The sequence below is a fragment of the Opitutus sp. genome, from assembly GCA_024998815.1.
In the GTDB taxonomy this organism is placed as follows: Bacteria; Verrucomicrobiota; Verrucomicrobiia; order Opitutales; family Opitutaceae; genus Rariglobus.
This window is the reverse complement of record JACEUQ010000001.1, coordinates 1,376,486-1,402,547: the sequence shown is the minus strand read 5'-3', so window position 1 is coordinate 1,402,547 and position 26,062 is coordinate 1,376,486. Positions and strand designations below refer to the sequence as shown.

Annotated in this window: 22 protein-coding genes; 7 read left to right on the top strand and 15 right to left on the bottom strand. The window is 60.4% G+C overall.

From position 1 onward, the window contains the following. Positions 1–79: 79 nt before the first annotated feature. Positions 80–2,266, bottom strand: coding sequence for a Flp pilus assembly complex ATPase component TadA (gene tadA / locus H2170_06105; GenBank protein MCS6299661.1), 2,187 nt, complete (start codon positions 2,264–2,266; stop codon positions 80–82). Positions 2,267–2,366: 100 nt separating this feature from the next. On the opposite strand from tadA, the gene H2170_06100 reads away from it, so the two are divergent. The 4 genes from H2170_06100 (at position 2,367) to H2170_06085 (ending at position 6,295) form a co-directional block, all read left to right on the top strand. After that, positions 2,367–2,795: a YraN family protein gene (locus H2170_06100; GenBank protein ID MCS6299660.1), complete on the top strand. Its 429-nt coding sequence runs from the start codon at positions 2,367–2,369 to the stop codon at positions 2,793–2,795. Positions 2,796–2,877: 82 nt separating this feature from the next. Then, complete coding sequence (zwf, locus tag H2170_06095) at positions 2,878–4,416, top strand: glucose-6-phosphate dehydrogenase (GenBank protein MCS6299659.1); 1,539 nt, start codon at positions 2,878–2,880, stop codon at positions 4,414–4,416. A 124-nt stretch (positions 4,417–4,540) separates the two neighbouring features. Beyond that, entirely contained in the window at positions 4,541–5,518 is a 978-nt protein-coding gene (locus H2170_06090) for a glucose-6-phosphate dehydrogenase assembly protein OpcA (protein ID MCS6299658.1), read from the top strand. A gap of 45 nt (positions 5,519–5,563) precedes the next feature. Continuing rightward, a complete protein-coding gene (locus H2170_06085; GenBank protein ID MCS6299657.1) occupies positions 5,564–6,295 on the top strand; it encodes a 6-phosphogluconolactonase in 732 nt (243 codons plus the stop codon). Between the two features lie 129 nt (positions 6,296–6,424). On the opposite strand, the gene H2170_06080 is transcribed toward H2170_06085, so the two are convergent. Both H2170_06080 and gmd read right to left on the bottom strand, forming a co-directional pair. After that, the gene (locus H2170_06080; GenBank protein MCS6299656.1) at positions 6,425–7,360 is read right to left on the bottom strand and encodes a GDP-L-fucose synthase; all 936 of its coding nucleotides are present in this window, start codon (positions 7,358–7,360) and stop codon (positions 6,425–6,427) included. 21 nt (positions 7,361–7,381) lie between these two features. Next, a complete protein-coding gene (gene gmd / locus H2170_06075; protein MCS6299655.1) occupies positions 7,382–8,398 on the bottom strand; it encodes a GDP-mannose 4,6-dehydratase in 1,017 nt (338 codons plus the stop codon). A gap of 173 nt (positions 8,399–8,571) precedes the next feature. Here gmd and H2170_06070 point away from each other — a divergent pair, with 173 nt between their 5' ends. Next, positions 8,572–9,891, top strand: coding sequence for a histidine--tRNA ligase (locus tag H2170_06070; GenBank protein MCS6299654.1), 1,320 nt, complete (start codon positions 8,572–8,574; stop codon positions 9,889–9,891). 192 nt (positions 9,892–10,083) lie between these two features. Here the strand turns inward: H2170_06070 and H2170_06065 are convergent, their stop codons facing one another. The 5 genes from H2170_06065 to H2170_06045 all read right to left on the bottom strand — a co-directional run bounded on the left by H2170_06065 (position 10,084) and on the right by H2170_06045 (position 14,250). Next, complete coding sequence (locus H2170_06065; protein MCS6299653.1) at positions 10,084–11,430, bottom strand: transposase; 1,347 nt, start codon at positions 11,428–11,430, stop codon at positions 10,084–10,086. Positions 11,431–11,492: 62 nt separating this feature from the next. After that, the gene (locus H2170_06060) at positions 11,493–11,750 is read right to left on the bottom strand and encodes a hypothetical protein (GenBank protein ID MCS6299652.1); all 258 of its coding nucleotides are present in this window, start codon (positions 11,748–11,750) and stop codon (positions 11,493–11,495) included. Positions 11,751–11,974: 224 nt separating this feature from the next. After that, complete coding sequence (ruvA, locus tag H2170_06055; GenBank protein MCS6299651.1) at positions 11,975–12,592, bottom strand: Holliday junction branch migration protein RuvA; 618 nt, start codon at positions 12,590–12,592, stop codon at positions 11,975–11,977. 30 nt (positions 12,593–12,622) lie between these two features. Continuing rightward, positions 12,623–13,354 (bottom strand): 4-hydroxy-tetrahydrodipicolinate reductase, encoded by a 732-nt coding sequence (locus H2170_06050; protein MCS6299650.1) that lies wholly within the window; start codon positions 13,352–13,354, stop codon positions 12,623–12,625. Positions 13,355–13,359: 5 nt separating this feature from the next. Continuing rightward, on the bottom strand, positions 13,360–14,250 hold the full coding sequence (locus tag H2170_06045; protein ID MCS6299649.1) for a 4-hydroxy-tetrahydrodipicolinate synthase: 891 nt from the start codon (positions 14,248–14,250) through the stop codon (positions 13,360–13,362). A gap of 80 nt (positions 14,251–14,330) precedes the next feature. On the opposite strand from H2170_06045, the gene H2170_06040 reads away from it, so the two are divergent. Beyond that, entirely contained in the window at positions 14,331–15,419 is a 1,089-nt protein-coding gene (locus tag H2170_06040; protein MCS6299648.1) for a PilT/PilU family type 4a pilus ATPase, read from the top strand. Between the two features lie 95 nt (positions 15,420–15,514). Here the strand turns inward: H2170_06040 and H2170_06035 are convergent, their stop codons facing one another. The 6 genes from H2170_06035 to H2170_06010 form a co-directional block, all read right to left on the bottom strand. Then, a complete protein-coding gene (locus tag H2170_06035; GenBank protein ID MCS6299647.1) occupies positions 15,515–17,293 on the bottom strand; it encodes a DUF2088 domain-containing protein in 1,779 nt (592 codons plus the stop codon). Between the two features lie 307 nt (positions 17,294–17,600). Next, entirely contained in the window at positions 17,601–18,152 is a 552-nt protein-coding gene (locus H2170_06030; GenBank protein ID MCS6299646.1) for a DUF59 domain-containing protein, read from the bottom strand. A 140-nt stretch (positions 18,153–18,292) separates the two neighbouring features. Beyond that, positions 18,293–19,612: a Fe-S cluster assembly protein SufD gene (gene sufD, locus H2170_06025; GenBank protein ID MCS6299645.1), complete on the bottom strand. Its 1,320-nt coding sequence runs from the start codon at positions 19,610–19,612 to the stop codon at positions 18,293–18,295. 162 nt (positions 19,613–19,774) lie between these two features. Further along, positions 19,775–21,217 (bottom strand): Fe-S cluster assembly protein SufB, encoded by a 1,443-nt coding sequence (gene sufB, locus H2170_06020; protein ID MCS6299644.1) that lies wholly within the window; start codon positions 21,215–21,217, stop codon positions 19,775–19,777. Between the two features lie 135 nt (positions 21,218–21,352). Then, positions 21,353–22,117, bottom strand: coding sequence for a Fe-S cluster assembly ATPase SufC (gene sufC, locus H2170_06015; protein MCS6299643.1), 765 nt, complete (start codon positions 22,115–22,117; stop codon positions 21,353–21,355). Between the two features lie 58 nt (positions 22,118–22,175). Continuing rightward, positions 22,176–22,604 (bottom strand): transcriptional repressor, encoded by a 429-nt coding sequence (locus tag H2170_06010; GenBank protein MCS6299642.1) that lies wholly within the window; start codon positions 22,602–22,604, stop codon positions 22,176–22,178. Positions 22,605–22,845: 241 nt separating this feature from the next. Here H2170_06010 and purH point away from each other — a divergent pair, with 241 nt between their 5' ends. Further along, positions 22,846–24,393, top strand: a complete 1,548-nt coding sequence (gene purH, locus H2170_06005) for a bifunctional phosphoribosylaminoimidazolecarboxamide formyltransferase/IMP cyclohydrolase (GenBank protein MCS6299641.1) — start codon at positions 22,846–22,848, stop codon at positions 24,391–24,393. A gap of 114 nt (positions 24,394–24,507) precedes the next feature. On the opposite strand, the gene hemG is transcribed toward purH, so the two are convergent. Then, positions 24,508–25,998: a protoporphyrinogen oxidase gene (hemG, locus tag H2170_06000; protein MCS6299640.1), complete on the bottom strand. Its 1,491-nt coding sequence runs from the start codon at positions 25,996–25,998 to the stop codon at positions 24,508–24,510. Positions 25,999–26,062: the final 64 nt, after the last annotated feature.

Below are 26,062 nucleotides of genomic sequence, written 5' to 3'. Positions count from 1 at the left end.
TCACGAACCAAGGACCAATGTCCGAGGTTAAGGCGATGCGGGGGTAATCGGGGCTGCAGAGTCTACGCCGGTGCGGCGCTTACTTGATCAGGTCGGGCGGGACGTTGCTCAGGGCTTCCTCGATCGTGGTGAGGCCCATCTTGACCTTGAGCATCGAGTCTTGGTGCAGCGTCTTCATTCCAGTGCGCATCGCGATGCGTTTGAGCTCGGCGACCTCGACTTCCTTGTTGATCGCGTTGGTCAGCTCCTCGTTGTTGATCATCAATTCGTGGATACCGACGCGGCCCTTGTAGCCGGCGCCGTTGCACGTAGGGCAACCTTGGGCGTTGGCCTTGAAAATGGGCCCGCTCCAGCCGATGGCTTCTTCGAGGATTTTCTTTTCACGCCCCTCGGGCTCGTAGGGCATTTTGCAGTTTTTGCAGACGCGGCGCAGGAGTCGCTGGGCGCACACGCAAACTAGGGAGGCCGAGATGTTGAACGGTTCTACGCCCATCTCGCCGATGCGGGAGATTGTCGAGGGCGCGTCGTTGGTGTGCAGGGTTGAGACGAGCAAGTGGCCGGTGAGCGCGGCTTCGACGGCGATTTGGGCGGTCTCCTCGTCGCGGATTTCGCCGACGAGGATGATGTCGGGGTCCATGCGCAGGTAACAGCGCAAGGCGCGGGCGAAGGTCAGCCCGATTTGGCGGTTCATCTGCATCTGGTTGAGCCCAGGCAGAGTGTACTCAATGGGGTCTTCGGCGGTTTGGATGTTCACGTCGGGCGTGTTCACTTCGCCGAGGGCGGAATACAACGTCATCGATTTGCCGGAACCGGTGGGACCGCAGTGCAGGATCATCCCATAAGGCATGCGGATACACTCCCGGTAGCGGGCGAGGTTTTCATCCGAGAAACCGAGTGCGGGCAAGGGCAGGGTGCTCTTGGTTTTGTCGAGGATGCGCATGACGACCTTCTCGCCATGATTCATCGGACCGGTGGCGACGCGCAGGTCGATATCGATGTTCTTCTTGGTGTATTTTTTGAAAACGATGCGTCCATCCTGCGGCAGGCGACGCTCGGCGATGTCGAGGTTGCACATGATCTTCAGGCGCGTGACCAAGCCGTTGGCCACCTGTTTGGGCAGGCGCAGCTTTTCCTGGCAGAGGCCGTCGATGCGGTAACGGATGACGAGATCCTTTTCCATCGGCTCGATGTGGATGTCGGAAGCGCCGCAAATGTAGGCGTCCTCAATGATTCGATTGGTGAGCTGGATGACGGGTGCAGAGTCCTCGTTTTCCAGATCTTCGACCTTGATTTCACCGGTGCCGTCACCGCTGTAAGCGGAGCTGATGACCTCGGCTACGCTGGAGATGTCGACGTCGGTGGTGGTCGCAGCCGGGTCGTTTTTAAAGTGCTTTTTGACGAGTGCTTCGATGAACGGAGCTGAGGCGATGGAAATCTCGTCGATGACCAGTTCAGTGGCCTGCTGGAAAGCCTCGCGACGGGCGTAATCCAGCGGGTTGGTCATGAGCACGCTGATCGAGTTGGGCGAAGTGCGGCTGCACGGGAAAATCTGTTCACGGCGGATGATCGCATCGCCGATGGCGGTGACGAGATTCTCGTCGATGGTGAGCTCCTCGATCTTGGTGACGAGCGGGTGGTCGGTGAGGCGGGCGATGAACTTGGCGGTGTCGTCCGGGTTAGGTTGGAACTTCGGGTCCAACATGCGTTGGATCAGTGCGGCCGAGTACTCGGCGACCTCTTGCAGGAGCACCACGTCACCGGTTGAAAAAATCCCCTGCGTGCCGACGATGGGCTCCTTGTTGAGAACCTGGATAGCGCCGATGGTGAGGCTGCCGACTCGAAGAGGAACGGTGAGCATGGAGCACACCTCGAACCCGGTGGTCTGCGCCATGGACAGCATCATTGGCGCCTGCGTTTGGGTGTTCTGGAAGAATATCGGTTTACCCTCCGCGATGACCTTACCAACGATGCCTTGACCTAGGGGCAGCTTGAGTTCGAGGAGCTTGGCGGCGTTCGCTTTGAACCCCTCGGCCTTGGACGGATTTGCCGCCCAAAGGGAGGGCGAGTAGTAAACGTGGCGGAATACAATCTGGTTACCCTCAACCAGGTAAAGGGTCATCGACTGCGACTGCAGGGCTTCGACGACTTTTGCGGAGGTCAATTCGATGACCGCCGTGACGTCATCACGCGACGGGGTGGGCTTGGAGATGACCTTAACGAGGAGCGCGCGACGAAGGGTGGAGGCAATGGATGAAGTCGAAGCCATGGTTCAGGGGTACAAGCAGATGCGAGGGATAATGGAACTGCCAGCCACCACGTGGGGTCGCAATGACAATTCAATCCCCGTTTCGGTGACGCGGTACACCATGTGGCAACGACTCAAATCCTGGTTAGGCCCAAAGCTGTTTTCCATGAATGAAAAAACCGGCGAGCGGGGTGAACGACTTGCTGCGGTCTTTTTGCAAAATCAGGGCTATGCCGTGGTGGCGCGCAACTGGCGCGACCCCAATGATCGGCGCGACGAACTCGACTTGGTCTGCCGCGATGGCGAGGTGCTGGTTTTCGTCGAGGTCAAGACTCGCGCCGCCGGCGCCCTGGTTGCGGGCTACTACGCTGTGGATAAACGCAAAAAGACAGTGGTCCGCCGCGCCGCCACCGCTTACCTGCGCACGTTGCAACCACGCCCTCGCACCTTTCGCTTCGATGTGATCGAGGTCGCCGTGTCGTCTTCGGGTTCAACCGAGGTTCGCCACTTCGAGAATATCGAGCTGTTTCCCAAGCACTTTCGACCATGAGGGAAACTCGCCTAAAGCATGCGCATTATTCACCTCATTAGCCTTGCTTGCTCGCCTTTGGCTGGGCGGTATTTGCCCTTCCATGGCCGAAGCTCAACGTCACCCCTTCCTGCAAGGTCTCAGCAAACATCGCGGCAGTCCGCCTACTGTGGTCGTCATTTTTGGCGCCTCGGGCGATCTCACCGCGCGCAAGCTCATTCCTGCCATCTACAATCTCAGTTACGACAACCTGCTCCCCGCCGATTTTTTCTTGATCGGTTACGGCCGCAAGGCGATCGCCGACGAGCAATTCCGTCAGGACGCCACCGATGCGATCAATGAGTTTTCCAGGCGCGAGTTGAACGAGGAGGTCTGGGGCCGGGTGGCCTCGCGCACCACGTATGTGGCCGGTGGCTACGATGAACCCGCTGCCTTCGTCCGCCTGGCGGAGCACATCGCCGGCATCGAGAAAACGCTCGGCCGCGAGGTTCAGGCGTTGTTCTACATCTCGACCCCGCCTTCGGTTTTCGCGCCGATTTTGCTCAACCTGGGTGCTAGTGGACTGGCCGCAAAATACCTCGGGCAGCCGCACCACTCCAAGGTCATCATCGAAAAGCCGTTCGGCAAGGACCTGACCACCGCCCTCGAGCTCAATCAAACGATTCGCCAGGTGTTCGAGGAGCACCAGGTTTATCGCATCGACCACTATCTCGGTAAGGAGACCGTACAGGACCTTTTGGTGCAGCGTTTCGCCAACTCGATTTTCGAGCCGTTGTGGAATCGCAACTACATCGACTCGGTGCAGATCACCGTGGCCGAGGAGGTCGGCGTGGGAACCCGCGGCGGCTACTACGAGCAAAGCGGCGCGCTCCGTGACATGATCCAGAATCACACGATGCAGCTCGTCGCACTCACCGCGATGGAACCCCCGGTGTCGCTCGACGCCGAGGCCATCCGTGATGAGAAGGTTAAACTCCTCCGGGCGATTCAGCCGCTGGACCTCAGCCCTGGCGGCGATGTGGTGCGGGCCCAATATGCGACCGGCATGATGGGCGGCAAACCGGCCAAGGGTTACCTCGAAGAGGGCGGCATCCATCCCGAGTCGGGAACGGAGACCTACGCGGGCATCCGGCTCTCGATCAATAACTGGCGCTGGCAGGGAGTGCCCTTCTATCTTCGCTCGGGCAAACGCATGTCCCGTCGCGTTACCGAGATCGCCGTGCAGTTTAAACGCCCGCCTGGCACCTTGTTTGCCGAGAGCGAGCGGTTCAATCTGGCACCCAACACCCTGGCATTCCAAATCCAGCCCGACGAGGGCTTGAGTTTGGTGCTCAACGGCAAAGTGCCCGGACTGGAAACCCGCACCCAGCCCGTGAAGATGAACTTCCATTATTCGACGACCTTCGGTTCCAACACACCGGAGGCCTATGAGCGGCTCGTGCTCGATGCCATGACCGGTGACGGCACCTTGTTCATCCGTGGCGACGAGGCGGAGACTTCGTGGAAACTTTATACTCCGGTTCTTGAGGCATGGGCCGCCGCAGGTCGGGTGGGCATGGACAACTATCCCGCTGGTTCATGGGGACCGGCCGATGCCGACGCCCTCTTGGCCAAGAATAATCACCTCTGGCGCCAGCCATAAGGGCCCCGCGGCGGGAAATTCCATACCCCAAACTTAAAACGAACAAAATCAGTTCTCCTCTTGTGTGCGCCTAGCCGGGTGATCCGGCGTGGCGCACAATCGGGAGCAGCAGCTTACCCTCACGATGTCTGAAATTTTCAACGCCTTGCCTGGTATCGAAGTTCCAGTCGGAACGATCAAGAAGAGCATGACGCGCATGTGGAGCGATGTGGCTGCCGAGGGTGGGGCGGCACCTGCGCACGACAACGCCAAGGCCACTCAGGTCAACTTTGTCGTCCAACTTGGACTGCACACCACGGTTGAAGACGCGCTGGAACAGTTCCAGATCGCGGTGCGTTTTTCACGCCGGTATCCCTGTCGCGTGGTCGTGCTGTGTCCGATGCCCGACGAGGCCACCACGACTGAAATGCGGGCCAAAATTTACGGCGAGTGTCATCTGGGGAAGTCTAAGGGGGACACACGTTGCTGCGAATTCGTGATGCTCAACTACCCGTTTTCGGCCCGTCCCTTCGTCGAGAATCAGGTTTCCATCTGCCTGTCCTCCGACCTGCCGCTCTACTACTGGCCCCATCGCTTCATCTCCAGCGCGCGCATCAGCCAATTCAAGTACCTGCTCAACCGCTCGAAGCGGGTCATCCTGGACAGCGCGATTACACCTGCCGACGCCCTGACATTCGCTTGGCCCAAGCCCGAGCTGGTTCGCGACCTCGCCTACGCTCGTTTGCTGCCCGTGCGCCAGTCCATCGCCCAGTTCCTCAGCGCCTATACGCCGGCCGCCATCATCGACGGGCTTAGCGCAGTGAGCTTGATCTACCAGCCCTCGGTTGCGGCCGAAGCCCGCGTTTTAGCAACGTGGTTGCAAAACCGCTTGGGTAATTGCGGAGCCAATGACATCCGGGTTGAACTCAAGGAATGCGCCAAGGGCGTTTCATTTGAGTTGGTTTTCAACTACAGCAATGCGCATCAGTTTAATTGGCGCGGCGATTTGGGGCATGGAAGTGGCTCCTTCACGGCGGATTTTGGCACCGGTACGACCCATTTACCGACTACTGTCAGCCTGCTCAACCCCGAGGCCGCTCTCGGGGAGGCGATGTTCTTCTAATCGAAAAATCGCCGCCCGCTCAGTTCGATTTTCTTAAAACACACCATGCGCGAAATTAAGTCTGATTACGGCCAAGTCATCGTCGGCACCAAAGAGGAGCTATTTCAGCAGGCACTGGACTTGGGGCTCAAGGCGCGCGCACAGACCGCGCGTTCTCGCTTCCTTTGGGCGCTCACCGGAGGCGGCACACCCAAGGAATGGTATCAGTGGCTGGTTTCAGGACAAAAGATCACCCCGACTGAGGCGGCTGCGATTGAGTGGACGGTGAGCGACGAGCGCCATGTTCTGCTGAGCAGTTCGGACAGCAATTTCGGTAATGCCGAGCAGCAGTTTCTCGCGCCGCTGGAAGTGCCCACCGATCGTCGGCACCCGTGGATGGTCGCCTGGCCCGTTGCTGAAGCGGCTGAGGCTTACCGCCGCACCTTGTTGATTCTTGCCGGCCCCGGGCGCGCCTACGACGTGTGTTTTCTCGGCATGGGTGACGATTGCCACACCGCGTCGCTTTTCCCTGGCACGCCGCTGCTAAGTGATGATGGCGGCCTGCCCTTCGGCGGTCAGGAAGTCCCCGGAAAAGGTTGGCGCCTGACCATTACACCGACCGGGTTGCGCCAGTGCGGATTGATTGTCGTCATGACGCTCGGTGCGGGTAAAGCCGATGCATTGCACCGTGTCATGCGTGGGCCTTACGACCCTACGAACGTACCGTCGCAAATCCTTAAAACCTGCGCCGATCGTGTGGTTTGGCTGGTGGACGAGGCGGCGGCGGCGAAGTTGTAATGCTTTAAGAATCGGAGTGGCCTGAGGCGTGAGCCGAGGGTTCGTGGCTCCGAGCGTGAACTCGGTGGGGCGAACATCCCCGAGCTCACGCTCGGGGCCACAAGATCCTGACGGGTAAGGTTCGCCCGCTTACTTACGCAGCGTGCCGGCGGCGCGTTCGGCGAGGAACGACGCGTAGGTTTGAGCCAATCCGTCGCGTAAGGCGATGCGCGCCGACCATCCCAGTCCGGAGAGCTTGGATACATCCATGAGCTTGCGCGGCGTGCCGTCGGGCTTGGATGAATCCCAGGTAATCTTGCCGCTAAAACCTGTGGCGGCAGCGACCGACTCGGTGAGTTCCTTGATGGTCACGTCGGTACCAGTTCCCACGTTGATCCAGTCGGGCGGGTTGTCCTGTTTAAGCAGGAATGCGCACGCGTCGGCCAAGTCGTCGACGTGGAGAAATTCACGCATAGGCGTGCCGGTTCCCCAAGCGACCACCTCGGATTTACCTGTGGCACGGGCCTCGTCGAAGCGACGAATCAGCGCGGGCAATACGTGGGAGTTCTGCGGGTGGTAGTTGTCACCGGCCCCGTAGAGGTTGGTGGGCATCGCCGAGTGAAACAGGACACCGTGCTGCTTGCGGTAGTACTGGCACAGCTTCAGGCCGGCGATTTTGGCGATGGCGTAGGCTTCGTTGGTCGGCTCCAGCGCACTGGTGAGCAGGCAATCCTCACGCATCGGTTGCGGCGCAAGCTTGGGGTAGATGCACGAGCTGCCAAGGAATAGCAGTCTTTTAACCCCGTGCCGATAGGCGGCGTGCACGGTGTTGGCGGCCACCATGAGGTTCTCGAAGATGAAGTCGGCGGGGTAGGTGTTGTTGGCGTGAATGCCCCCGACTTTGGCTGCCGCGATGATGGCCACGTCGGGTTTCTCCTGGGCGAAAAATGCCTCTACGGCCGCCTGTGACGTGAGATCGAGTTCGCGCCGCGTGCGCCCCACGATCTCTGCGCCGGGTTCACTTTGCAGGCGGCGAACCAGCGCCGAACCCACCATTCCTTGATGTCCTGCGATGTAGTATTTCATGACGCGGCGCGGCGGTGGAAATCAGAGCGGGGGCAGCTTGGAGATCTGGGACTCCCGCTTGGCGAGTTCGATGTCGTGGTCGACCATCAACTCGACGAGTTCCTTGAAGCGAACCTTCGGCTCCCAGCCGAGTTGTTTCTTGGCCTTGGCGGGGTCGCCAATGAGCAACTCCACTTCAGCCGGACGCTCATAACGGGCGTCGTATTTGACGTATTTTTCCCAATCCAATCCAGCGCGGGCGAAGGCGACTTGGCAGAATTCTTTGACGCTGTGGGTTTCGTTGGTGCCGACCACGTAGTCGTCCGGCTGGTCCTGCTGGAGCATCATCCACATCATCTCGACATACTCCTTGGCGTAACCCCAGTCGCGCTGAGCGTCGAGGTTGCCAAGGTAGATGGAGTCTTGCAGGCCGAGTTTAATGCGGCCAACGGCGCGGGTGATTTTACGGGTGACGAACGTCTCGCCGCGGCGAGGGGATTCGTGGTTAAAGAGGATACCGTTCGAGGCATGGAGATTGTAAGACTCGCGGTAGTTAACCGTGAGCCAGTAGGCGTACATCTTGGCGCAACCATAGGGCGAACGCGGCCAGAATGGGGTTTTTTCGGTCTGAGGAACCTCTTGGACTTTACCATACATCTCCGAGGACGAGGCTTGGTAGTAGCGCACTTTTTTCACCAGTCCGGCTTCGCGGATTGCCTCAAGGATGCGTTGGGCGCCGAGGCCGACCACGTCGCCGGTGTATTCAGGAACATCGAACGAGACACGCACGTGCGACTGGGCTCCGAGGTTGTAGACCTCATCGGGCTGGAGCTGGTAAAGCAGTTTCACCATCTGGACCGAATCAGCGAGGTCGCCGTAGTGCAGAAAAAGGCGCACGCCGTTCAGATGCGGATCGCTGTAAAGGTGGTCGATACGGCTGGTGTTAAACGTCGACGAGCGACGAATGACGCCATGAACCTCGTAGCCCTTAGCGAGCAAGAGCTCGGCGAGGTATGAGCCATCTTGTCCTGTGATACCGGTGATAAGTGCTTTCTTCATAAAGGCTGAAAAGTTGGCGAGCGCGGTTGGCCCAATCAAGCTTCATCAAGGTTAAAATCCCTGAAATCTAAGCGCAGCAAAGTCGCTTCGTTACGGTCCGGTGACATAACGTCGGAATCGGGGCGTTTTTAGAATCGCCCTTGGCTTCGGCGGTTTCCAACGTCTTCGCTTCCATGGCCCAGTTCCAATCATTGCCCGGTTTCCGTGAGTTCTATCCTGATGCGCTGGCGCGTCGGAATCACATTTTTCGCCTCTGGCGACAGACCGCGTCGACCTACGGTTTTCAAGAATACGACGCGCCGGTGCTCGAACCGCTCGAGCTGTACAAAACCAAGTCGGGCGACGAGATCGAGGGCCAGTTGTTTAGCTTCACCGACAAGGGCGGACGCGAGGTCGCTTTGCGCCCGGAAATGACTCCTACCGTGTGCCGCTTGGTGGGTGAAAAAGCCAACTCGCTCAAGCGTCCCATCAAGTGGTTCAGCATCGCGGAATTCTATCGCTACGAGCGCATGCAAAAGGGCCGAGGCCGCTGCTTTTTCCAGCTCAACGCCGACATTCTCGGGGAGCCGGGCGTCGAGGCCGAGACCGAGTTAATCGCCCTGCTCATCCAGTGCTTCGGTTCCTTCGGGTTAACCGCTGAGGATTTCTATGTGCGCCTGAGCGATCGTAATCTCTGGTTTTATTACCTTGAGGCGCTCGGCCTCGATGAGCCGCGCACCCGTGCGATCCTCGGTGCGGTGGATCGGTTTGAAAAACTCGGCGACGACGCGTTCAAGGATTACACCGCCGCGTTTGGCGAAATCGCCCCGGAACTCAAAGCCCAGGTGCTGGCGTTTCTGCAGATCAAAACACTGGCGGCGCTTGAATCCGCCGTTGCCTCAATTCCCGGGGACAAGCTCGGTTCGCGTTTGGCCGATTGGCGAAAGCTTTTGGGCAACCTTTCTGCGATGGGCCTTGGTAAATTTGTCGAGGTGGACCTCGGCGTGGTCCGGGGGCTGGCTTATTACACGGGCTTCGTGTTTGAGGCGTTTGACCGCAAGGGTGAACTGCGGGCTCTGGCCGGCGGCGGCCGTTACGACACGTTGATTGGTAAGCTCGGCTATAACGACATGCCGGCGGTCGGTTTTGGCATGGGTGACATGACCTTCGCTCTGCTACTTGAGCAACGCGGGCTTACTCCCGTTGTTTCGCAGTCAACCGACGTGTATGTGGTGATTGGTGGCGAAGCGGAGCGGGCTGCGGCGTTTGCCGACATCCAGTCGCTGCGGGCCGATGGTTTCCGCGTTGATTATCCGCTTAAAGAGGTCGCCTTCGGTAAGCAGTTTAAGGCTGCCGGCGAGTCGGGCGCCAAGTTGGCGTTGATCTACGGTGGCGAGGAGTTGGCCAAGGGCGTGGTCAAAGTTCGTGATCTCGCCGCACGCACCGAAATGGAAGTGCCTCGCGATCAGGTTTCCGCCGTGGTCCGCGACTTTTTATCCGGCGGCGCAGAGTAACCGAGTCAGGCTAATTCCAATTCGCGTTCAAAATGAGCTCAACGGGGGGCGCGGATGCCCCTTTGGCAGCACCTTGAGCTCACGCTCAAGGCCACTGGGAATGTGTTCAAGAAGACTGTGGCCTTGAGCGTGAGCTCAAGGACTGGAGTTTGGCCCCAAAAGCAGGTGGATGCGAAGCGGCCGGAGGCCCGGTTACGCAGCGCGGAAGAGTGCTTCAGCCAAGAAGGGTGGCGCTTTTGATGAGTTCGTGGAGGGAGGGTCGGTCGACGTGAAGTCGGAGAAACTCTCTGGGGCGATCTGGTCGGCCCAGCATTCGCTGCGCAGGGTGCGCAAGAGGTCCCCCGTGGAACTGGTCGCAGGCGAGGCGCCCGAAGAGTGCGTGCGCCATTTGGGCGGGCGAAGATGCGGCGGCGGATCAGGGGTTTGCCCCGCAGGATCGCCGAAGAGCAGGGCGGCGATTAACAACAGCGCATAGGCGGCGACGGTGGCGGCGGGTTGGTTGCGGTTGGAGGCGGCGGTGCGCAGTTGTGCCTGGCCGGTGCCGATCAGGGTTTTCTCATCCCGGAAGTTTCCCTCGATGCCCCAACGCCAGAGGTAATACTGGAGTTGGTCACCCACGGGCATATCCGGGTCGGTGCAAACCAAGAAGGCAGGCTGGCGATAGAGCAGCTTCGAGCCTGCGCGCAATCGGTAGCCCACCGGGGCGATCACCATGACTTGCAACGGGAGCGTCGCCCCGGCTTTACGCCACAGCACCGGCCCGAGGGTCTTGATTTTAAAGGTGTGCTTTTTTCCGGCCGCATAAGCCTCGACGCTTTGCCAGGCCACGGTGTCGTCGGTGCGCAGCTCTTCCGGGGTCTGGACCGGCGCGCCATAGACCGGCGGGCGACCGGTGGCCGCGGGTGGTCCAGGCAGGGCGTTGAGCACGGCGTCCCGGCGGATCCGGCCGATATAAACGGTCTTGGCGGGCAGGCCCTTGAGTACGACCGCATTGGTGTAACTGCCATCGCCGGCGACCACCAGTTTGCGCGTGTCTGGCAGCGCCTGGCGAAGCTGCTGGATGCGGGCGAGCGCGACGACATTAAGCCGCTGCTGTTTTTTCTTCTCCGTGTACTGCTGAACCTCGTCGGTAGTGGCTTTTTTACCCGGCTTTGGCGGCGTCGGCGCGTGGGTGAAATCCACCGGAATCATCCGGGCGTGTCCGTCGGAACCAGGCCAGGCCGCAGAGAGTTGCACATAGCGCTGGCCGCGCACCAGGTTGGTTTGGAACGCGGGGCCGAGCGGATCGCGTTTCCAGCCGACGCCGTCGATCTTGACCCCGGTTTTGCGTACCAGGGTGTCATCGATGGCGGCCACCAACGGGGTAAGCGCCGGCAGGTTTACCTCAAGCTCATGGAGGACCGTGCGGAAAAGCCCCGCCGGCTTCACCCGGTCACGCGAATACAACCGGTAGTCGGCCGTCCAGTCCTGCTGGGCACGCCCGCACAGACAAATCAGGTTGGTAAGAGTCCCCCGGCACGGTGAAACCAGTGCCGCCATGAGATGCCCCTGCAGTCTCCGGGCGCACTCGGGGGCGGCGCAAGCCGCAGCACAAGCCCGTTTCATAAGTCGTCCCAGCCGATCGGATAAACCCAACTGGACTTTTTTTTAACGCCTACGTCCACCAGCTCGGGCGTGACCGGCATAACGGGCGCGACCAGACTGCGTGAGAGGACCAAATGATGCGCGTCGGTGACGGTCCACTCGACGGCCTCCGACTTGGCGAACCCCATCGTCTGGGCGATGGAAGCGGGTAATGTCACATACCACTGCTCACTGTTTTTGCGGATGATGCGCTGAACTTTGGTGGTGGTGCTCATGGTCCGACACCATCGTTCATGGCCACGCTTTTTCCCATGGGCCCGACGCCCCATTTATCTCTACGGCCTTCTCCGGGCCAACTAGTCAGAGGCCAAACTCCAGGCCTTGAGCGTGAGCTCAAGGATTCCGTAAATCTCAACACGAACGCGAATGAGTATAAGGCCGGGACGTATCGACGGTTTTAGTGCCCCGCGAAGCGGTCGATTATCCCTGTCTTTTGGCCTTAGGCACTGAGGGCTTTCTTTATCAGCTGTTCGGTCGTCGCCTTTGGCCCCAGAGCCAGCATCGCGCGGCGAATGGCTTCATCGGCATCGGCGGTCTTGTAGCCGAGTGCACCGAGCGCAAGCACCGCGTCGCGCATCTTGGTGTCGGCCTTGGCCGCTGGCACCTCGCTGCCGGTTCCACTGGCCGAAAGTACGGTCTCGGCTGAGCCGGTGACACCCACCTTGGCACGCAATTCGATTACCAGGCGTTCGGCGGTCTTTTTGCCAATGCCGGGGCATTTGGCTAGGGTTGCGATGTCGCCGCTGCCGATCGCGCTCTGCAGCGAGGGAAGCGAAAGCTTACTCATGATGGTCAGTGCCATCTTGGGGCCCACACCGGTCACATGCTCGATCATCAGGCGGAAAAAATCACGCTCCGCCGGGGTCGCGAAACCATAGAGCGTCTGCGCATCTTCACGATAAATCACGTGGGTGTGCAGTTTCACCGTCGAGCCGGTGACGGGAAGTTTTTCCGCCGTGGTCACGGGGATGTTCACCTCGTAGCCGAACCCATTGAGCTCGATAATGGCGTGCAGGGGTGTTGCCGCCGTGAGCAGGCCGTGGATGGAGGTGATCATGTGGAAATAGGCCGAAGCTGGGTGCTGGGACTAGCGCAGCCCGAGCACGTCCTGCATATCGTAAACACCGGCGGGGCGGTCGATGAGCCAAAGGGCGGCGCGGATCGAGCCACGGGCGAAAATTCCGCGGTCGGATGCCTTGTGCGTCAGCTCGATGCGTTCGCCGAGAGCGGCAAACATCACGGTGTGGTCGCCGACCACGTCACCACCGCGCAACGCATGGATACCCACCTCCGTGGCGGTGCGTTCACCGGTGATGCCTTCGCGGCCGTGGCGCAGGGCCTCGGCGGTGAGCTTGCGCTCCTCCAAAATGATTTCGAGCAGGCGCGCGGCGGTGCCGCTGGGCGCGTCCTTTTTGAAGCGGTGGTGCATTTCCACGACTTCACAATCGTAGTCCGAGCCGAGCACGGCGGCGGCGCGGCGGGTGAGGGCGAAGAGCAGGTTCACGCCCACCGAATAGTTACCCGACCAAACCGTGGGGATCTGGGCGGCCTGGGCGAGCAGCAGCTTTTTCGCATCGGCGGCATGGCCCGTGGTGCCGATGACCAGCGGCTTGCCGGCCGCTTGGGCGAGGCGAATCACCTCCTCGGTGATGTGATGCGAGCTGAAGTCGATAATGACATCGGCCTGAGCGATGCCGGCAGCCAGATCGTCACCCGAATCCAGAGCGGCGGCGATGATAGCGCCGGATTCTTGGGCGGCGGCGGTAATGGCTTGGCCCATACGGCCCTTTGCCCCGATGAGAGCGATACGCAGAGGCATGGTGATTATTTACCGAAGGTTTTAAGCACAGCCAGAAGCGTCTGCTCGTTCGGCTTGGTGAGCTCAGTCAGGGGGGGGCGCACGAGGTCGCCACGGATGATGCCGGCACGAGCCATAGCAAATTTAACCGGCACCGGATTCGGTTCGATGAACAGGGTTTTGAAGACGGGGTAAAGCTTGCGGTGGAGCTTGGTGGCCTTGGCTAGATCGTGGTCCAAGCAGGTGTTGACCAATTGAACGACCTCCTTGGGGAACAGATTGGAGGCGACGCTGATCACGCCCTCGGCGCCGACGGCCATGAAGGGAAGCGTGAGGCTGTCGTCGCCGCTGAGTACGGTCATGTCCTTGCCAAGCGCGTGTTTGATTTGGTCAACGCGATCGACGGAACCGCCGGCCTCTTTGATGAAGCGCACGTGCGGGTATTTGGCGCGAAGACGTTCGATGACGGGCACGCCGATCTCGATCCCGCAGCGACCGGGGATGGAATAAAGGATGATCGGTTTGTCGGTGGCCTCGGCGACCGCGGCGAAATAGCGGTAAACGCCCTCCTGCGACGGCTTGTTGTAGTAAGGTGCGACAACCAGCACGGCATCGGAGCCGGCCTCGGTGGCGAGGGTGGTGAGCTCAACGGCCTCCTTGGTCGAGTTGGAGCCGGTTCCGGCGATGACGGGAACACGTCCGCGCGTGGTTTCAATTACCGCGCGGATGACATCGAGGTGTTCTTCGTGGGAAAGCGTGGGGGACTCGCCGGTGGTGCCGACGGGGACAATCCCGTTGATGCCGGATTTTATCTGAAACTCCACCAGCTTGCGCAGGTCGTCATAGGCGACGGATTGGTCGGGCTTGAATGGCGTCACAAGGGCTGTGATCGTGCCGGTAAGGGGACGGAGTTTCATGGCTGTTTTGCGGAAGATAACTTGCACAGCAGAGCACCCCACTTTAGCAAATCCGCAACGTTTTTCATTGTTCTTACCCCATGTCGCAAACCACGGATATTTTTAACGAGTTACTTAAATTGGCAGTCGAAAGCGGCGCGAGCGACATTGTCATCAAGTCTGACAAACCCGCGTATGTGCGGGTGTCGGGCCGTCTCAAGCCGGTCGACATGGATCCGATTTCAGGCCCCGAGGTAACTGAGTTTGTGGATACCCACGTGCCTAAAGTGTTTAAGTCGCGATGGGAAGATGACGGGCAGGTGGACTTTGCCTACTCGGCACCTGACGTGGGCCGGTTCCGTGTGAACGGGTTTCACCAGCGCGGCACGCCCAGCATCGTCATGCGTCACATTAAAAATCGCGTGCCGACGTTTGCCAATTTGGGGCTGAATCCGGAGCCGTTGCTGAACATGGCCAAGGCCAAAGACGGCATTGTTTTGGTCTGCGGGGCGACCGGTTCGGGCAAGAGCTCGACCATGGCTGCCATGCTCGGGTGGATTAACGAAAACATGGACAAGCACATCGTCACCCTGGAAGACCCGATTGAGTTCACCTTTCAAGACGACAAGTCGGTTTTCCAGCAGCGCGAAATAGGCCTCGACGTGCCCTCGTTCGAATTGGCGATCAAGTCGGTGCTGCGGCAAAATCCAGACATCATTCTCATCGGTGAAATGCGTGATAAGGAGACGTTTGAAACCGCGATTTCGGCGGCCGAAACCGGTCACTTGGTGTTTTCCACGATGCATGCGGCCACGGTCGCCCAGTCGCTCACCCGACTTTTCGAGTTTTTCCCGCCCGAGCAGCAGGTCCAAGCGCGCCGTCAAGTCGCCGGTTCGTTGCGCGGATTTATCTGCCAAAAGCTGATCCCAACCATGGAGGGTGGCGGGCGGGTTCCGGCCAACGAGATTCTCTGTTCGGATAGTGTGATTCGCAGCCTGATCATCGAGGGCCAGTTCGAGAAAATCCAAGGATTGCTCGAGGGCGGGACCGACTCGGCCAGTTTCTCTTTCAACCGGGACATTTACCGTCTGGTGAAGGCTGGTACGATCAGCAAGGCGGAGGCATTGCGTTACTCGCCCAATCCGCAGGCCCTGGACATGAATCTGAAGGGTATCTTCTTTAAAACCTAGGCGGCCCGGTAATCCTCAAAGTGGCTGAGGCAGAGCCGGATGAAAATACAACCGGCGCTGAATATTCGCAGCCGGTTGAACCCCCGGCGCGGATCTTAGCCTTTGAGTCGCTCGGGGTGCGCCCATAACCCCAGCGCCGGGTTGGAGATGGAATAGTAGGTGGCTCCGTCCACCGAATCGGTGTGCCAACCAGTGGGTTGTCCTGCGGGGTTCCAGCGTTTAAGTGCTTCTTCGTACGGCATGTACTCAAAGCCTACGTTTTCGATTTCGTCGCGGGTCACTCCAGGGCCGGGGCAATAAACGATGCGGAAGCGGCCTTCGCTGCTGCCGTGGATCAGATGCGCTGCAGCTGACAAATTTGATGCCAGTTCAGGGTCGTGCTTCATCGCGGCAAGCGTCGCCGGGGTGCCTTTATAGCCATGACGCCGAATCAGGGCGTCGATGGTCGGATCCTCGCCAAAGCCGGACAAGGCGGGCGCCAAGACATACAAGGTGCCGCCATCGGCCATGGCCATGCGGGTGCGGTAGACGGATTTGTTGCCCAGCCAAGTGGTGTGAAACTCGCGCGGGTCGAGCCACACCACGCAGCGGTCAATGGGGCGGTCCACCTGGGTGAAATTCACCTTGACGGAGAGCGCTGCGGCCGCCTCGTAGCCGCTGCGATCGTAGCTTGCGAAGAGGCCGCGGTGCACGACCCCGTCGGCGGTGTCCTGCATGACGGTGAGGATAAACAGGAAAGGCAATCGGTGGGCGATGAAGCGGTTAAAGGCCTCGTCCAGGGCGCGGCGGACGGGGGTGTCGACCCGGCCCATGATGGATTCCATGTTGCACACGGCGCCAAGGAAATGGGACCGGTGAATGGTGTCGCGGCCGCCCAGGCCGACGCAGATGTTTTTGGTGTAGTTGGCCAGGCCGATCACTTCGTGCGGCACCACTTGGCCGGGCGAGATCACGAGGTCGAAGTTACCCTCAACGAGGATCTTGTTAACCTGAACGGGCAGGGGTTGGTCAAAGCGCCCGCCTGAAATTTCACGCATGAACTCGACCGGCAATTCGCCGAGTGTGACCAGGTCTTCGCGCCAGCGGTGGGGGAGGATTTTCTCAAACGGGATGGCGTCGCCGAACATGCTTTCGCATTGCTCGCGCGACATCGGCGCGTGGGTGCCGAGCGTGGGCATGACCACGACTTCGACGCCCGCAGCGATCAGGCGGGGATAAAGCCATGCGGAGATGGGGCCAGCCATCGAATACAGGCGGGTGTGGTCGGGTGGCAGCAGGAGGATGCGCTTGGGGTGGCGCGCCAGAATGTGCGCGAGCATCGTCGCCAAGTGCGCTTCGAGCTCGGGTTGTGAAAGGGTGCGGTCGGGGGCACCGTCGGTGAGGGTGAAGGTGTTCATTTGGAGAAGGTGACGCGCCTGTTCGACGACCGTCGCCATCGGCGTTTCGATGGAAACAGCGATTACGTCGGTTTCATCAGCGGCAGGGATTTCGAGTGCGTCGAACTGGCTGCGCAGCATACCCGGCTTCATGAAGTGATTTGCGCGTGCCTGCATGCGGCGCTCGATCAGCTCGAATGAACCGTCGAGGTAGACAAAGCGGATGTTGCCCGCCTTGCGCAGGACATCGCGGTAGCGGCGTTTGAGGGCGGAGCAGGCCAGCACCACGCTGGGGCGGCTCGCCAATTCATGGCGCAATTGCTCCAGCCAAGGCGCGCGGTCCTCGTCATTGAGGGGAATGCCGGCGGCCATTTTTGCTTTGTTGGCCGCTGGATGGAAATCATCGGCGTCCAAAAAAGTGCCACCAAGCGACTTGGCTAGATCTGCGGCGATGCTGCTTTTTCCGCAGCCAGAAACCCCCATGACGATGATTCTCATAATATGATGTTAAGCGATAGGCGCCCACTGAGGGCGTTTCGATAGATACGCGACGCTGCAAGGGTCGCGTCCGGGCTTCAATCGCCCATTCATGAAAACAATCGCACCCCGGGCGGTTGGCGTCCGCAGGTGCCGGGCGTTTTCCGCTGACTGGTGATTGAACACGCTCGGGAGAAAATCCCTTGTGGCCTTGCGCGTGAGCGCAGGGTGTTTGCGTGGAACACGGCCTTATCCCATGCGGAAGTGCTGGCTGGGCGGCAATACCCGTGGTCCGAATCAACAGTGTTGGCCCCAGAACTTCGGCGTCTCAGATCAGCCCGAGCTTCATTTTACCCTCTTCGCTGATCATCGACTGGTTCCAAGCCGGCTCCCAGGTGATGCGCACGTCGGCGGCGGCCACACCGGGTACCAGCAGGATTTTGGTTTTGGCGTCCTCGGCGATGGCCGGACCCATTCCGCAGCCAGGCGCGGTCAACGTCATGGCGACATCCACCTTGTAGCCGGCCTCTGGCGCCGTGTTGACCGAAACATCCATCGAATAAACCAGCCCAAGATCGACGATGTTTACCGGGATTTCAGGGTCGTAGACTTTTTTGAGCTGGTCCCAGACCGCCTCGGGATCAGGCGCGCCGTCGGCCAAGGTCGCCGCTTCCACCGTGTCGGTCACGATTTGCTCACCGATCACATCGGCATCTTTGCCGTCGATACGGTACAGCCCGCTGTCGCCCTGCACCGTGTAAGTGCCGCCCAGGACTTGGTGAATGAACACCTGCGCACCGGCAAACAGGGTGTGCTTATCGCCAGACGGGATTTGGGTGACAACGACGTCGCGGGATAGGGTGCGTTCTTTGGAGGACATGAAAGGTGGGGGAATGTCGGAGACGGATATTACACAGAGGGCACAGGAGGTGGCTCGGAGATCACGGAGTAAAGCCGGGGACGGGTTCTCAGTCGCCTCTGTGTTAACTCTCGTGCTCTCTGTGTAACTGGATTGATGTGTTAGCGCTTAGCGAACTTCGACTCGATCAGGCCACGCAGGGAGGCGTGGAGCTCGTCGTTGGAGAGCTGGTTGAGGACTTCCTCAAAGAAGGCGAAGACGAGCATCTCCTTGGCGTTGGCCGGTTTGATGCCGCGGGCTTGCAAATAAAACTCCTGCTCGGGTTCGATGCGCGCGCTGGTGCTGCCGTGGCTGCACTTCACGTCGTTGGCCTGAATTTCCAAACCGGGCAGGCTGTGTGCCTCGGCCTCGTCGGAGAGCATCAGGTTGCGGTTCTTCTGGTAGGCGTCGGTCTTCTGCGCGTCGGGTTCGACGATGATCAGACCGGAGAAAATGGTCTTCGCGGTGTCGAGCAGGGCGTTTTTGTAGAGCAGGTTCGACGTGGTGTTCGGCGAGATGTGGGTCTGCAGCGTGCGTTGGTCAAACTCCTGGGCGCCGTTGGCGACGGTGAGCGCGAGCATCTCGGAGTGCGCGCCGGGGCCGAGCAGGCGGGAGTGCGACTCGTGGCGGGCCTGGCGGCCGCCTAGGTGGACGTTGAGCGAAAGGACTTTGGCGTCGCGCTCGACGGCGATTGAGTTGGTCTGGAAGGCGAGGGTGTCCTTGGACCAGTTTTGCGCGCCCACGTAGGTGAGCTGAGCGCCGGGACCGGCAAGTAGGTCGTTGACGCCCGAGCAGAGGTGGCGGGACTGGTCGGCGGAGACGAAGTATTCAACCAAGGTGGCCTTGGCGTTGTCTTCGAGGATGACGATGGTGTGGGGGAAGGTCGCCTTATTGGCTCCGGAGAGCGTGTGCTGAAGCACAAATGGTGTGGCGATTTCGACGCCCTTGGGAACGAAGAGCAGGGCGCCGGCGCCGGTGAAGGCGGTGTTGAGGGCAACAAACTTTTCCGAACCGAGGTTGGCGGGGTGTTTTTGGAAATACTTGCGCACCAGCTCGCTGTGCTGGGTGAGGGCTTCGTCGAGCGGGGCGAAGATCACGCCCTTGGCGGCCAGATCGGCGGGCACCGTGCTACGCGCGACCAGCTGGCGATTAGAGAAAATGATTTCGGCGACGTGGGGGAAATCCGAGAGGTGGGGGATGTGTTGGGACGCATCCTCGGGCAGCTCAAAGCCGGTCAGGTCGAGGGTGGCCAGGCTGGAGAAACGCCAAGTCTCGTCGGTGCGCGAGGGCATCGGCAGGGCGTTGAACTGGTTCCAGGCGGCCTTCTTGGTCTCTAACCACCAAGCGGGCAGGTAGCCACGCTGGGAGAGGTGCAGCGCGAAGCGCGCGGCATCAAGGCCGGTGATGGGAGGAGCGGAGAGGACAGTGGCGGTGGCGGACATGCTAGGGAAAGTTGAGGGACTATTTCGGCGGAGTTACACAGAGGACACGAGAGGTGGCACAGAGGGCACGGAGTGGAGCTTTATGAGAAAAGTGCTGGTTCTCGGTGCTCTCTGTGTTTCCTCGTGTGCCCTCTGTGTTACTGGATCGTGGATTGGGATGGATCAGCCGACCGAGCCTTCCATTTCAAGGTCGATGAGGCGCTTGAGCTCGACCGAGTATTCCATCGGGAATTGGCGCACCAGGTCGTTAACAAAGCCGTTGACCGCAAGGCTCATCGCCTGGGCCTCGGTCAGACCGCGCTGCTGCATATAAAAGATCTGCTCCTCGTTGACCTTCGACACGCTCGCTTCGTGCTGCACCGAGTGGGTGTCACCGCGGACAACGATGGCCGGATAGGTGTCGGTGCGGCTGTTGGAGTTGATCAACAGCGCGTCGCACTCGGTGTTGTTTTTGCAACCCTTGAGGTGCTTCGGGATGTGGACCACACCGCGGTAGGTGCTGCGGCCCTGACCGACGCTGATCGACTTGGCGACGATCACCGAGGTGGTGTCGTCGGCGGCATGGATCATCTTGGCGCCGGTGTCCTGGTGCTGGCCGTCGTTGGCCAGGGCGATCGAGATGACCTCACCGCGGGCGCGCTTGCCCTTCAGGATAACACCCGGGTACTTCATCGTCAGGCGGCTGCCGATATTGCAGTCGATCCACTTGATCTCGGCGTCCTCGTGGGCAACGCCGCGTTTGGTGACCAGGTTGAACACGTTGTTGGCCCAGTTCTGGACCGTGATGTACTGGATCTTGGCGCCCTTGAGAGCGACCAGCTCGACCACCGCCGAGTGCAGCGTGGAGGTGGAGAACTTGGGGGCGGTGCAGCCTTCCATGTAGGTGACCTCGGAGCCCTCGTCGGCGATGATCAGGGTGCGCTCAAACTGGCCGAAGTTTTCCGCGTTGATGCGGAAGTAGGCCTGCAGCGGCTGGGCGACCTTGACGCCCTTTGGAACGTAGATGAACGAACCGCCGGAGAACACCGCGCTGTTAAGAGCGGAGAACTTGTTGTCACCGGTGGGGATGACCTTGCCGAAGAATTTTTTGAAAATCTCCGGGTGCTCGCGCAGGGCCTCGGTGGAGTTGCAGAAAATGACGCCCTGTTTGGCGACGATGTCCTTGATGTTCGAGTAGGCCGCCTCGGAGTCGAACTGGGCCTCGACGCCGGCGAGGAACTTGCGCTCCTGCTCGGGGATGCCGAGACGCTCGAAGGTCTTTTTGATGTCGTCGGGCACCTCGTCCCACGTGCGCTTGGGCTTCTGGCCCTGCGAGAGGTAATAACGGATCTTGTCGAAATCGATGTTGTTGAGGTCCGTCGTCGCCCAATGCGTCGGCATGGGCATCGAGAGGAACTTCTTCAGCGCGGCGAGGCGGAATTCAAGGATCCACGGTGCCTCCTTTTTAACCGAGCTGATGTAACGCACGGTCTGCTCCGAGAGGCCGGTGCCCGCGTCGAATTCATACTTCACGTCGTAGGTGAAATCGCCGGCGGCCTGGTCAATGCCAACGGCTGGGTTTTCAACGGCGTTTACGTCGGCGATAAGGGTGTCGATGTCGGACATGGTGGGAGGAGGTGGTTGAGGGATCAGATTTTAACGCTAAGTCGCGAAGACGCTAGGGGAGCAAAGTCGGGCGCGGGCTAGGCTTGAACTGACTTTGCGACTTGGCGTCTTTGCGTTAACGGATCGAGGTTTTGTTTAGACGGCGGCGAGCTCGGTTTTGATCCAGTCGTAGCCCTTGGCTTCGAGTTCGAGAGCGAGGGACTTGTCGCCGGATTTGACGATGCGGCCGTCGTACATGACGTGCACGAAATCGGGCACGATGTAGTCGAGCAGGCGCTGGTAGTGGGTGATCAGGAGCACGCCGAGCTTGTCGCCGCGCATGGCGTTAACACCTTCGGCAACGATCTTTAGGGCATCGATGTCGAGGCCGGAGTCGGTCTCGTCCATCAGGGAGAACTTGGGCTCGAGCATGGCCATTTGGAGGATCTCGCAGCGCTTCTTTTCGCCGCCGGAGAAACCCTCGTTGACCGAGCGGGAGGTGAACTTCCGGTCGATCTTGAGCAGGTCCATCTTGGAATAGAGGCGCTTGTAATAACCGGTGGCGTCGAGCTCCTCGCCCTCGGCCATGCGGGCCTGGACGGCGGCGCGCAGGAAGTTGGCGATGGAAACGCCGGGGATTTCGGACGGGTACTGGAAGGCCAGGAATAGGCCGGCGCGGGCGCGCTCGTCGGGCTCCATTTCCAAGATCGATTTGCCGTCGAGAAGGACGTCGCCCGAGGTGATCACATAGTCAGGGTGCCCGGCGATAGCCTTGGACAGGGTGGATTTACCGGTGCCGTTGGGCCCCATGATGGCGTGAACCTCGCCGGTTTTGATCGTCAGGTTAAGACCCTTGACGATGGGTTTTTCGGGAGTGGCGGCCAGGGAAACGAACAGATCGCGGATTTCGAGTGAGGACATGGTTGGAAAAGTATGGCGGGGAAGTTTAATGAGTTAGAGTCGTAAGGTCGTGAGCGGTTCAGCGCGGTGAGGGAAGTTTCCCTCGAAAGGTGATTTCGACGGCGTCGGCACTGTAACCGGGCGGCAGCACGGCTTTGATCGAATTCAAAAGCTGGTCGGGCAACTCGATGTCGTGGGTGGCCCCGGTGGACTCGTCGTGGAAATGCGCGTGCGGGTGCAGGTGCGGGCAATAACGCGTCGGCGCGCGTTCGAAGTTCACGACGCGCACCAGGTTGCACTGCACCAAGGTTTCCAGGCAGTTGTAAACCGTGGCTAGTGAGATGCCGGGAAGCTGGGTTTTGACCCGGGCGTAAACCTCGTCGGCGGTCGGGTGGTCGCGTTTGGTGAGCAGCGCGTCGTAGACGAACTCGCGCTGCGGGGTGTTGCGCAGGCCGCTGTCAGCGAGCTTTTGCGCAAGGGCGTCGGAGTGTATCGTGGGCGTGGACATGGTTCAGGAAAACGAGGCCACAACGAATTGGAATGATTCTAAGGCGCAAGTCCAAATTGGAATAATTCTAAATATCGTTAACGGCGCCTTTCGCTCCTGTTCAATCAAAGGGGTTAACGAAAACCCCGAAGCGCCACCGTTGCGATCCTACGGCATTCCCGTTGCGCCCCGAGTCGTCGTCGTTGCGACATGACTGCGGGCTTGCCTCTGCTTTTAGTCGGCCGCACAAAGCCCCTCTTTTATGCAAAAACTGGCCCTTCTTTCAGTGAGCGACAAAACCGGTTTGGTGGACTTCGCCACCGCCCTCGTCCAGCAGCACGGCTATAAGCTGCTCTCCACCGGCGGCACCGCCAAACTGCTCGCCGAAAAGGGCTTGCCCGTCACCGAGGTGAGCCAGCACACCGGCTTTCCCGAGATGATGGAGGGGCGCGTCAAAACCCTGCACCCCAAGATCCACGGTGGCCTGCTCTGCCGCCGCGACAAGGCCGACCACCTCGCCGCTGCCCAAGCCCACGGCATCGACCTGATAGACCTCGTGGTGGTTAACCTTTACCCGTTCGAGCAAACCGTCGCCAAGAAGGGCGTCCATTTTGAAGAGGCCATCGAGAACATCGATATCGGCGGCCCCTCCATGCTGCGCAGCGCCGCCAAGAACCACGAGAGCGTCACCGTGGTGGTTGACCACAACGATTACCCCGCCGTACTCGCCGCCTTCGCCGAACCCGCCGCGCTGGCCGCCCTACGCCGCAAGCTCGCTCTCAAGGTTTTCCAGCGCACCGGCGCCTACGACACCGCCATCGCCAAGTACCTCGAATCCCAGGCCGACGAGCCCAGCCTCGACGCCCTCAGCGGTCTGCCCGAAACCCTCACGCTCACCTACAAAAAGGCCCAATCGCTGCGTTACGGCGAAAACCCCCACCAGCAGGCCGCCCTTTACGGTACGTTCAACGACCACTTCCAGCAACTCCAGGGCAAGGAACTGTCCTATAATAACATTTTGGACATCACCTCGGCCACCTACTTGATCGGTGAGTTCGAGAAACCCACGCTCGCGATCCTCAAGCACACCAACCCGTGCGGCGTCGCCTGTGCCGACGATCTCGATACCGCCTGGGAAAAAGCCTACTCGACCGACCGCCAGGCCCCATTTGGCGGCGTCATCATCGTCAACCGCACGCTGGAGGCCAGCCTCGCCGCCAAGATCGCCGACATTTTTACCGAGGTCATTATCGCCCCGTCTTTCAGCGCCGAAGCGCTGGCGATTTTCGGCAAAAAGAAAAACCTGCGCCTGATGATCGCCAAGGACGGCCTTGGTGCCGATTCGCTGCAAGACGTGCGCTCGGTGGTCGGTGGTCTGCTGGTGCAGGACCGCAACAAGCTTTTGGGCAACCCGCGCGACTTCAAGGTCGTCACCAAACGCCAGCCCACCCAGGAAGAATGGGATACGATGATGTTCGGCTGGCGCGTGTGCAAACACGTCAAATCCAACGCCATTGTGTACGTTAAAAATGAGCAGACCCTCGGCGTCGGCGCCGGCCAGATGGCACGCGTGGACAGCTCGAAGGTGGCAGTCTGGAAAGCCGGCGAAGCCAAGCTCGACCTACACGGTTCGGTGGTGGTTTCGGAAGCGCTTTTCCCGTTTGCCGACGGCCTGATTGCCGCCGCCGAAGCCGGTGCGACCGCCGCGATCCAGCCCGGTGGCAGCGTGCGTGACGCCGAGGTGATCGCCGCCGCCGACGAGCGCGGCATGGCCATGGTGTTCACCAGCATCCGCCACTTTAAACACTGAGTTCAACGCCCTCTGGGCTCGACTGACCAAAGACCCGACGCGTGCGTCGGGTCTTTTTTTTGCGGGATGGGAACTGCCACCGCCCCATTCCAGTGCTCTGCAGATTGCCTGTGGTTATTTTTCAACTCCACCCAAAGCTCGTGCCGCGAGTTTTTCGCCTGCTGCGAGGCATTGGGGGACCGCGATGCCGTCGCGTACATGACCCCCGATCAATAAGCCCGGGTGCGCGGTTTCCACACCGATGATTTGGTCGAGGAAACGCTCGTAGCCGAGGTTGTATTGCGGAATGGCCTTAGGCCAGACGTTGCGGCGCATAAACACCGGTGCGCCGCTCACCCCGAGCAGTGAACCAAGCTCGGTACTCACGCGGGCGAGTAGCGTTTGGTCATCAACCAACGCCATCTCCGGCCGGAGCGCCCCGCCGGTCATCACGGTGATGCCGACGTGGCCGTTTGGGGCGCGACCGGGGAAAAGAGTGGAGTTAAACAACACGCCGAGCACGTCGCGTTTTTCCGCAGGCGGAATCAACATGCCGAAACCATCAAGCGGATGGCGGACCTGCTCACGTCGGTAGCCCAGAAAGAGCGAGGACACCGGCGGGTAGGTGATCGGCTCGAGACCGGCCAGGGGGCGTGTGGCTAGTGCTCCCGCAGCCCCGATCAGCAAAGCGGCGAGGGCCGCCGCGGGCAGCGCGAGGATGACGGAGGCGAAGGTTTCACAGTGGCTCGCCTGATCAGGGCTGGTCCAGTGCACGGTCCAGGTTTTGGCGGGCTCGGTGTCGGGTACCAGCGCGGTGACGCGGGCCTGCAACGCAACGCTGCCCGAGGGCAGGCGGGCGGCGAGGGCGAGAGGCAGTGCTTCGAGACCCTCGGGGAAGCTGATCAGTGGAGTCGGCCCCCGCGCTTCGCCACGGGCTTTTTTGGCTTTAGCGGAGGCGATCATGCCGCGAATGATCGAGCCGTGGCTGCGCTCGGCTTCCCACAGCGACGGAAAACTCAGGCGCGCGGAGAGCTGACTGGCGTCCCCGGCGTAGACCCCGGCAACAAAGGCGCGCAGGCCGTAGTCGACCAGCTCGGTGCCAAAGTGCTCGGCGACAAAGTCAGCTAGGCAGACATCTGCGGGGCGTTGGCGGGGACGTAGAAAAAGGTCGCCGAAAAGCCGGATTTTGGCGCGGGCGCTGAACAGCGGAGTTTTAACAAAACCCGGGGCCGATGCGGGGGCGGCGAGGACGCGGCCATTGCGGACGAGGTAACGGTTTTTTGCGGCAGGCGAAGCGATGAGCGGGTTCAGCCCGAGTTCGGCGCAGAGAGCGGCCAGTGCGGGCGTGAGTTGCAGGGAGTTGGGGCCGGCTTCGAGCAGCCAGTCGCCGGCGCGCTCGCTGCGGATGTTGCCACCGAGGCGCGGTGCGGCGTCGAAGAGCCGGAAGGCGCGGCCTTGGCGGGCCAAACGGTGTGCCGCTGCCAGCCCGGTGATGCCGCCGCCAAGGATGGCGACGGGAAGTTGTGAAGAGGAAGTGCCCACGTTGAGCTGAGTTGATACACTAAAACGGCCGCGCAGGCTAACTGGGTTTTGCGCTTTTGTTGTTGGTGCTTGGCGCAGGCGCATCCGCGTTTTTGAAAACGGTTCCACGTTCCCGAAGTAGCGCACGCCCCTGCAAGTGCTCGAAAAT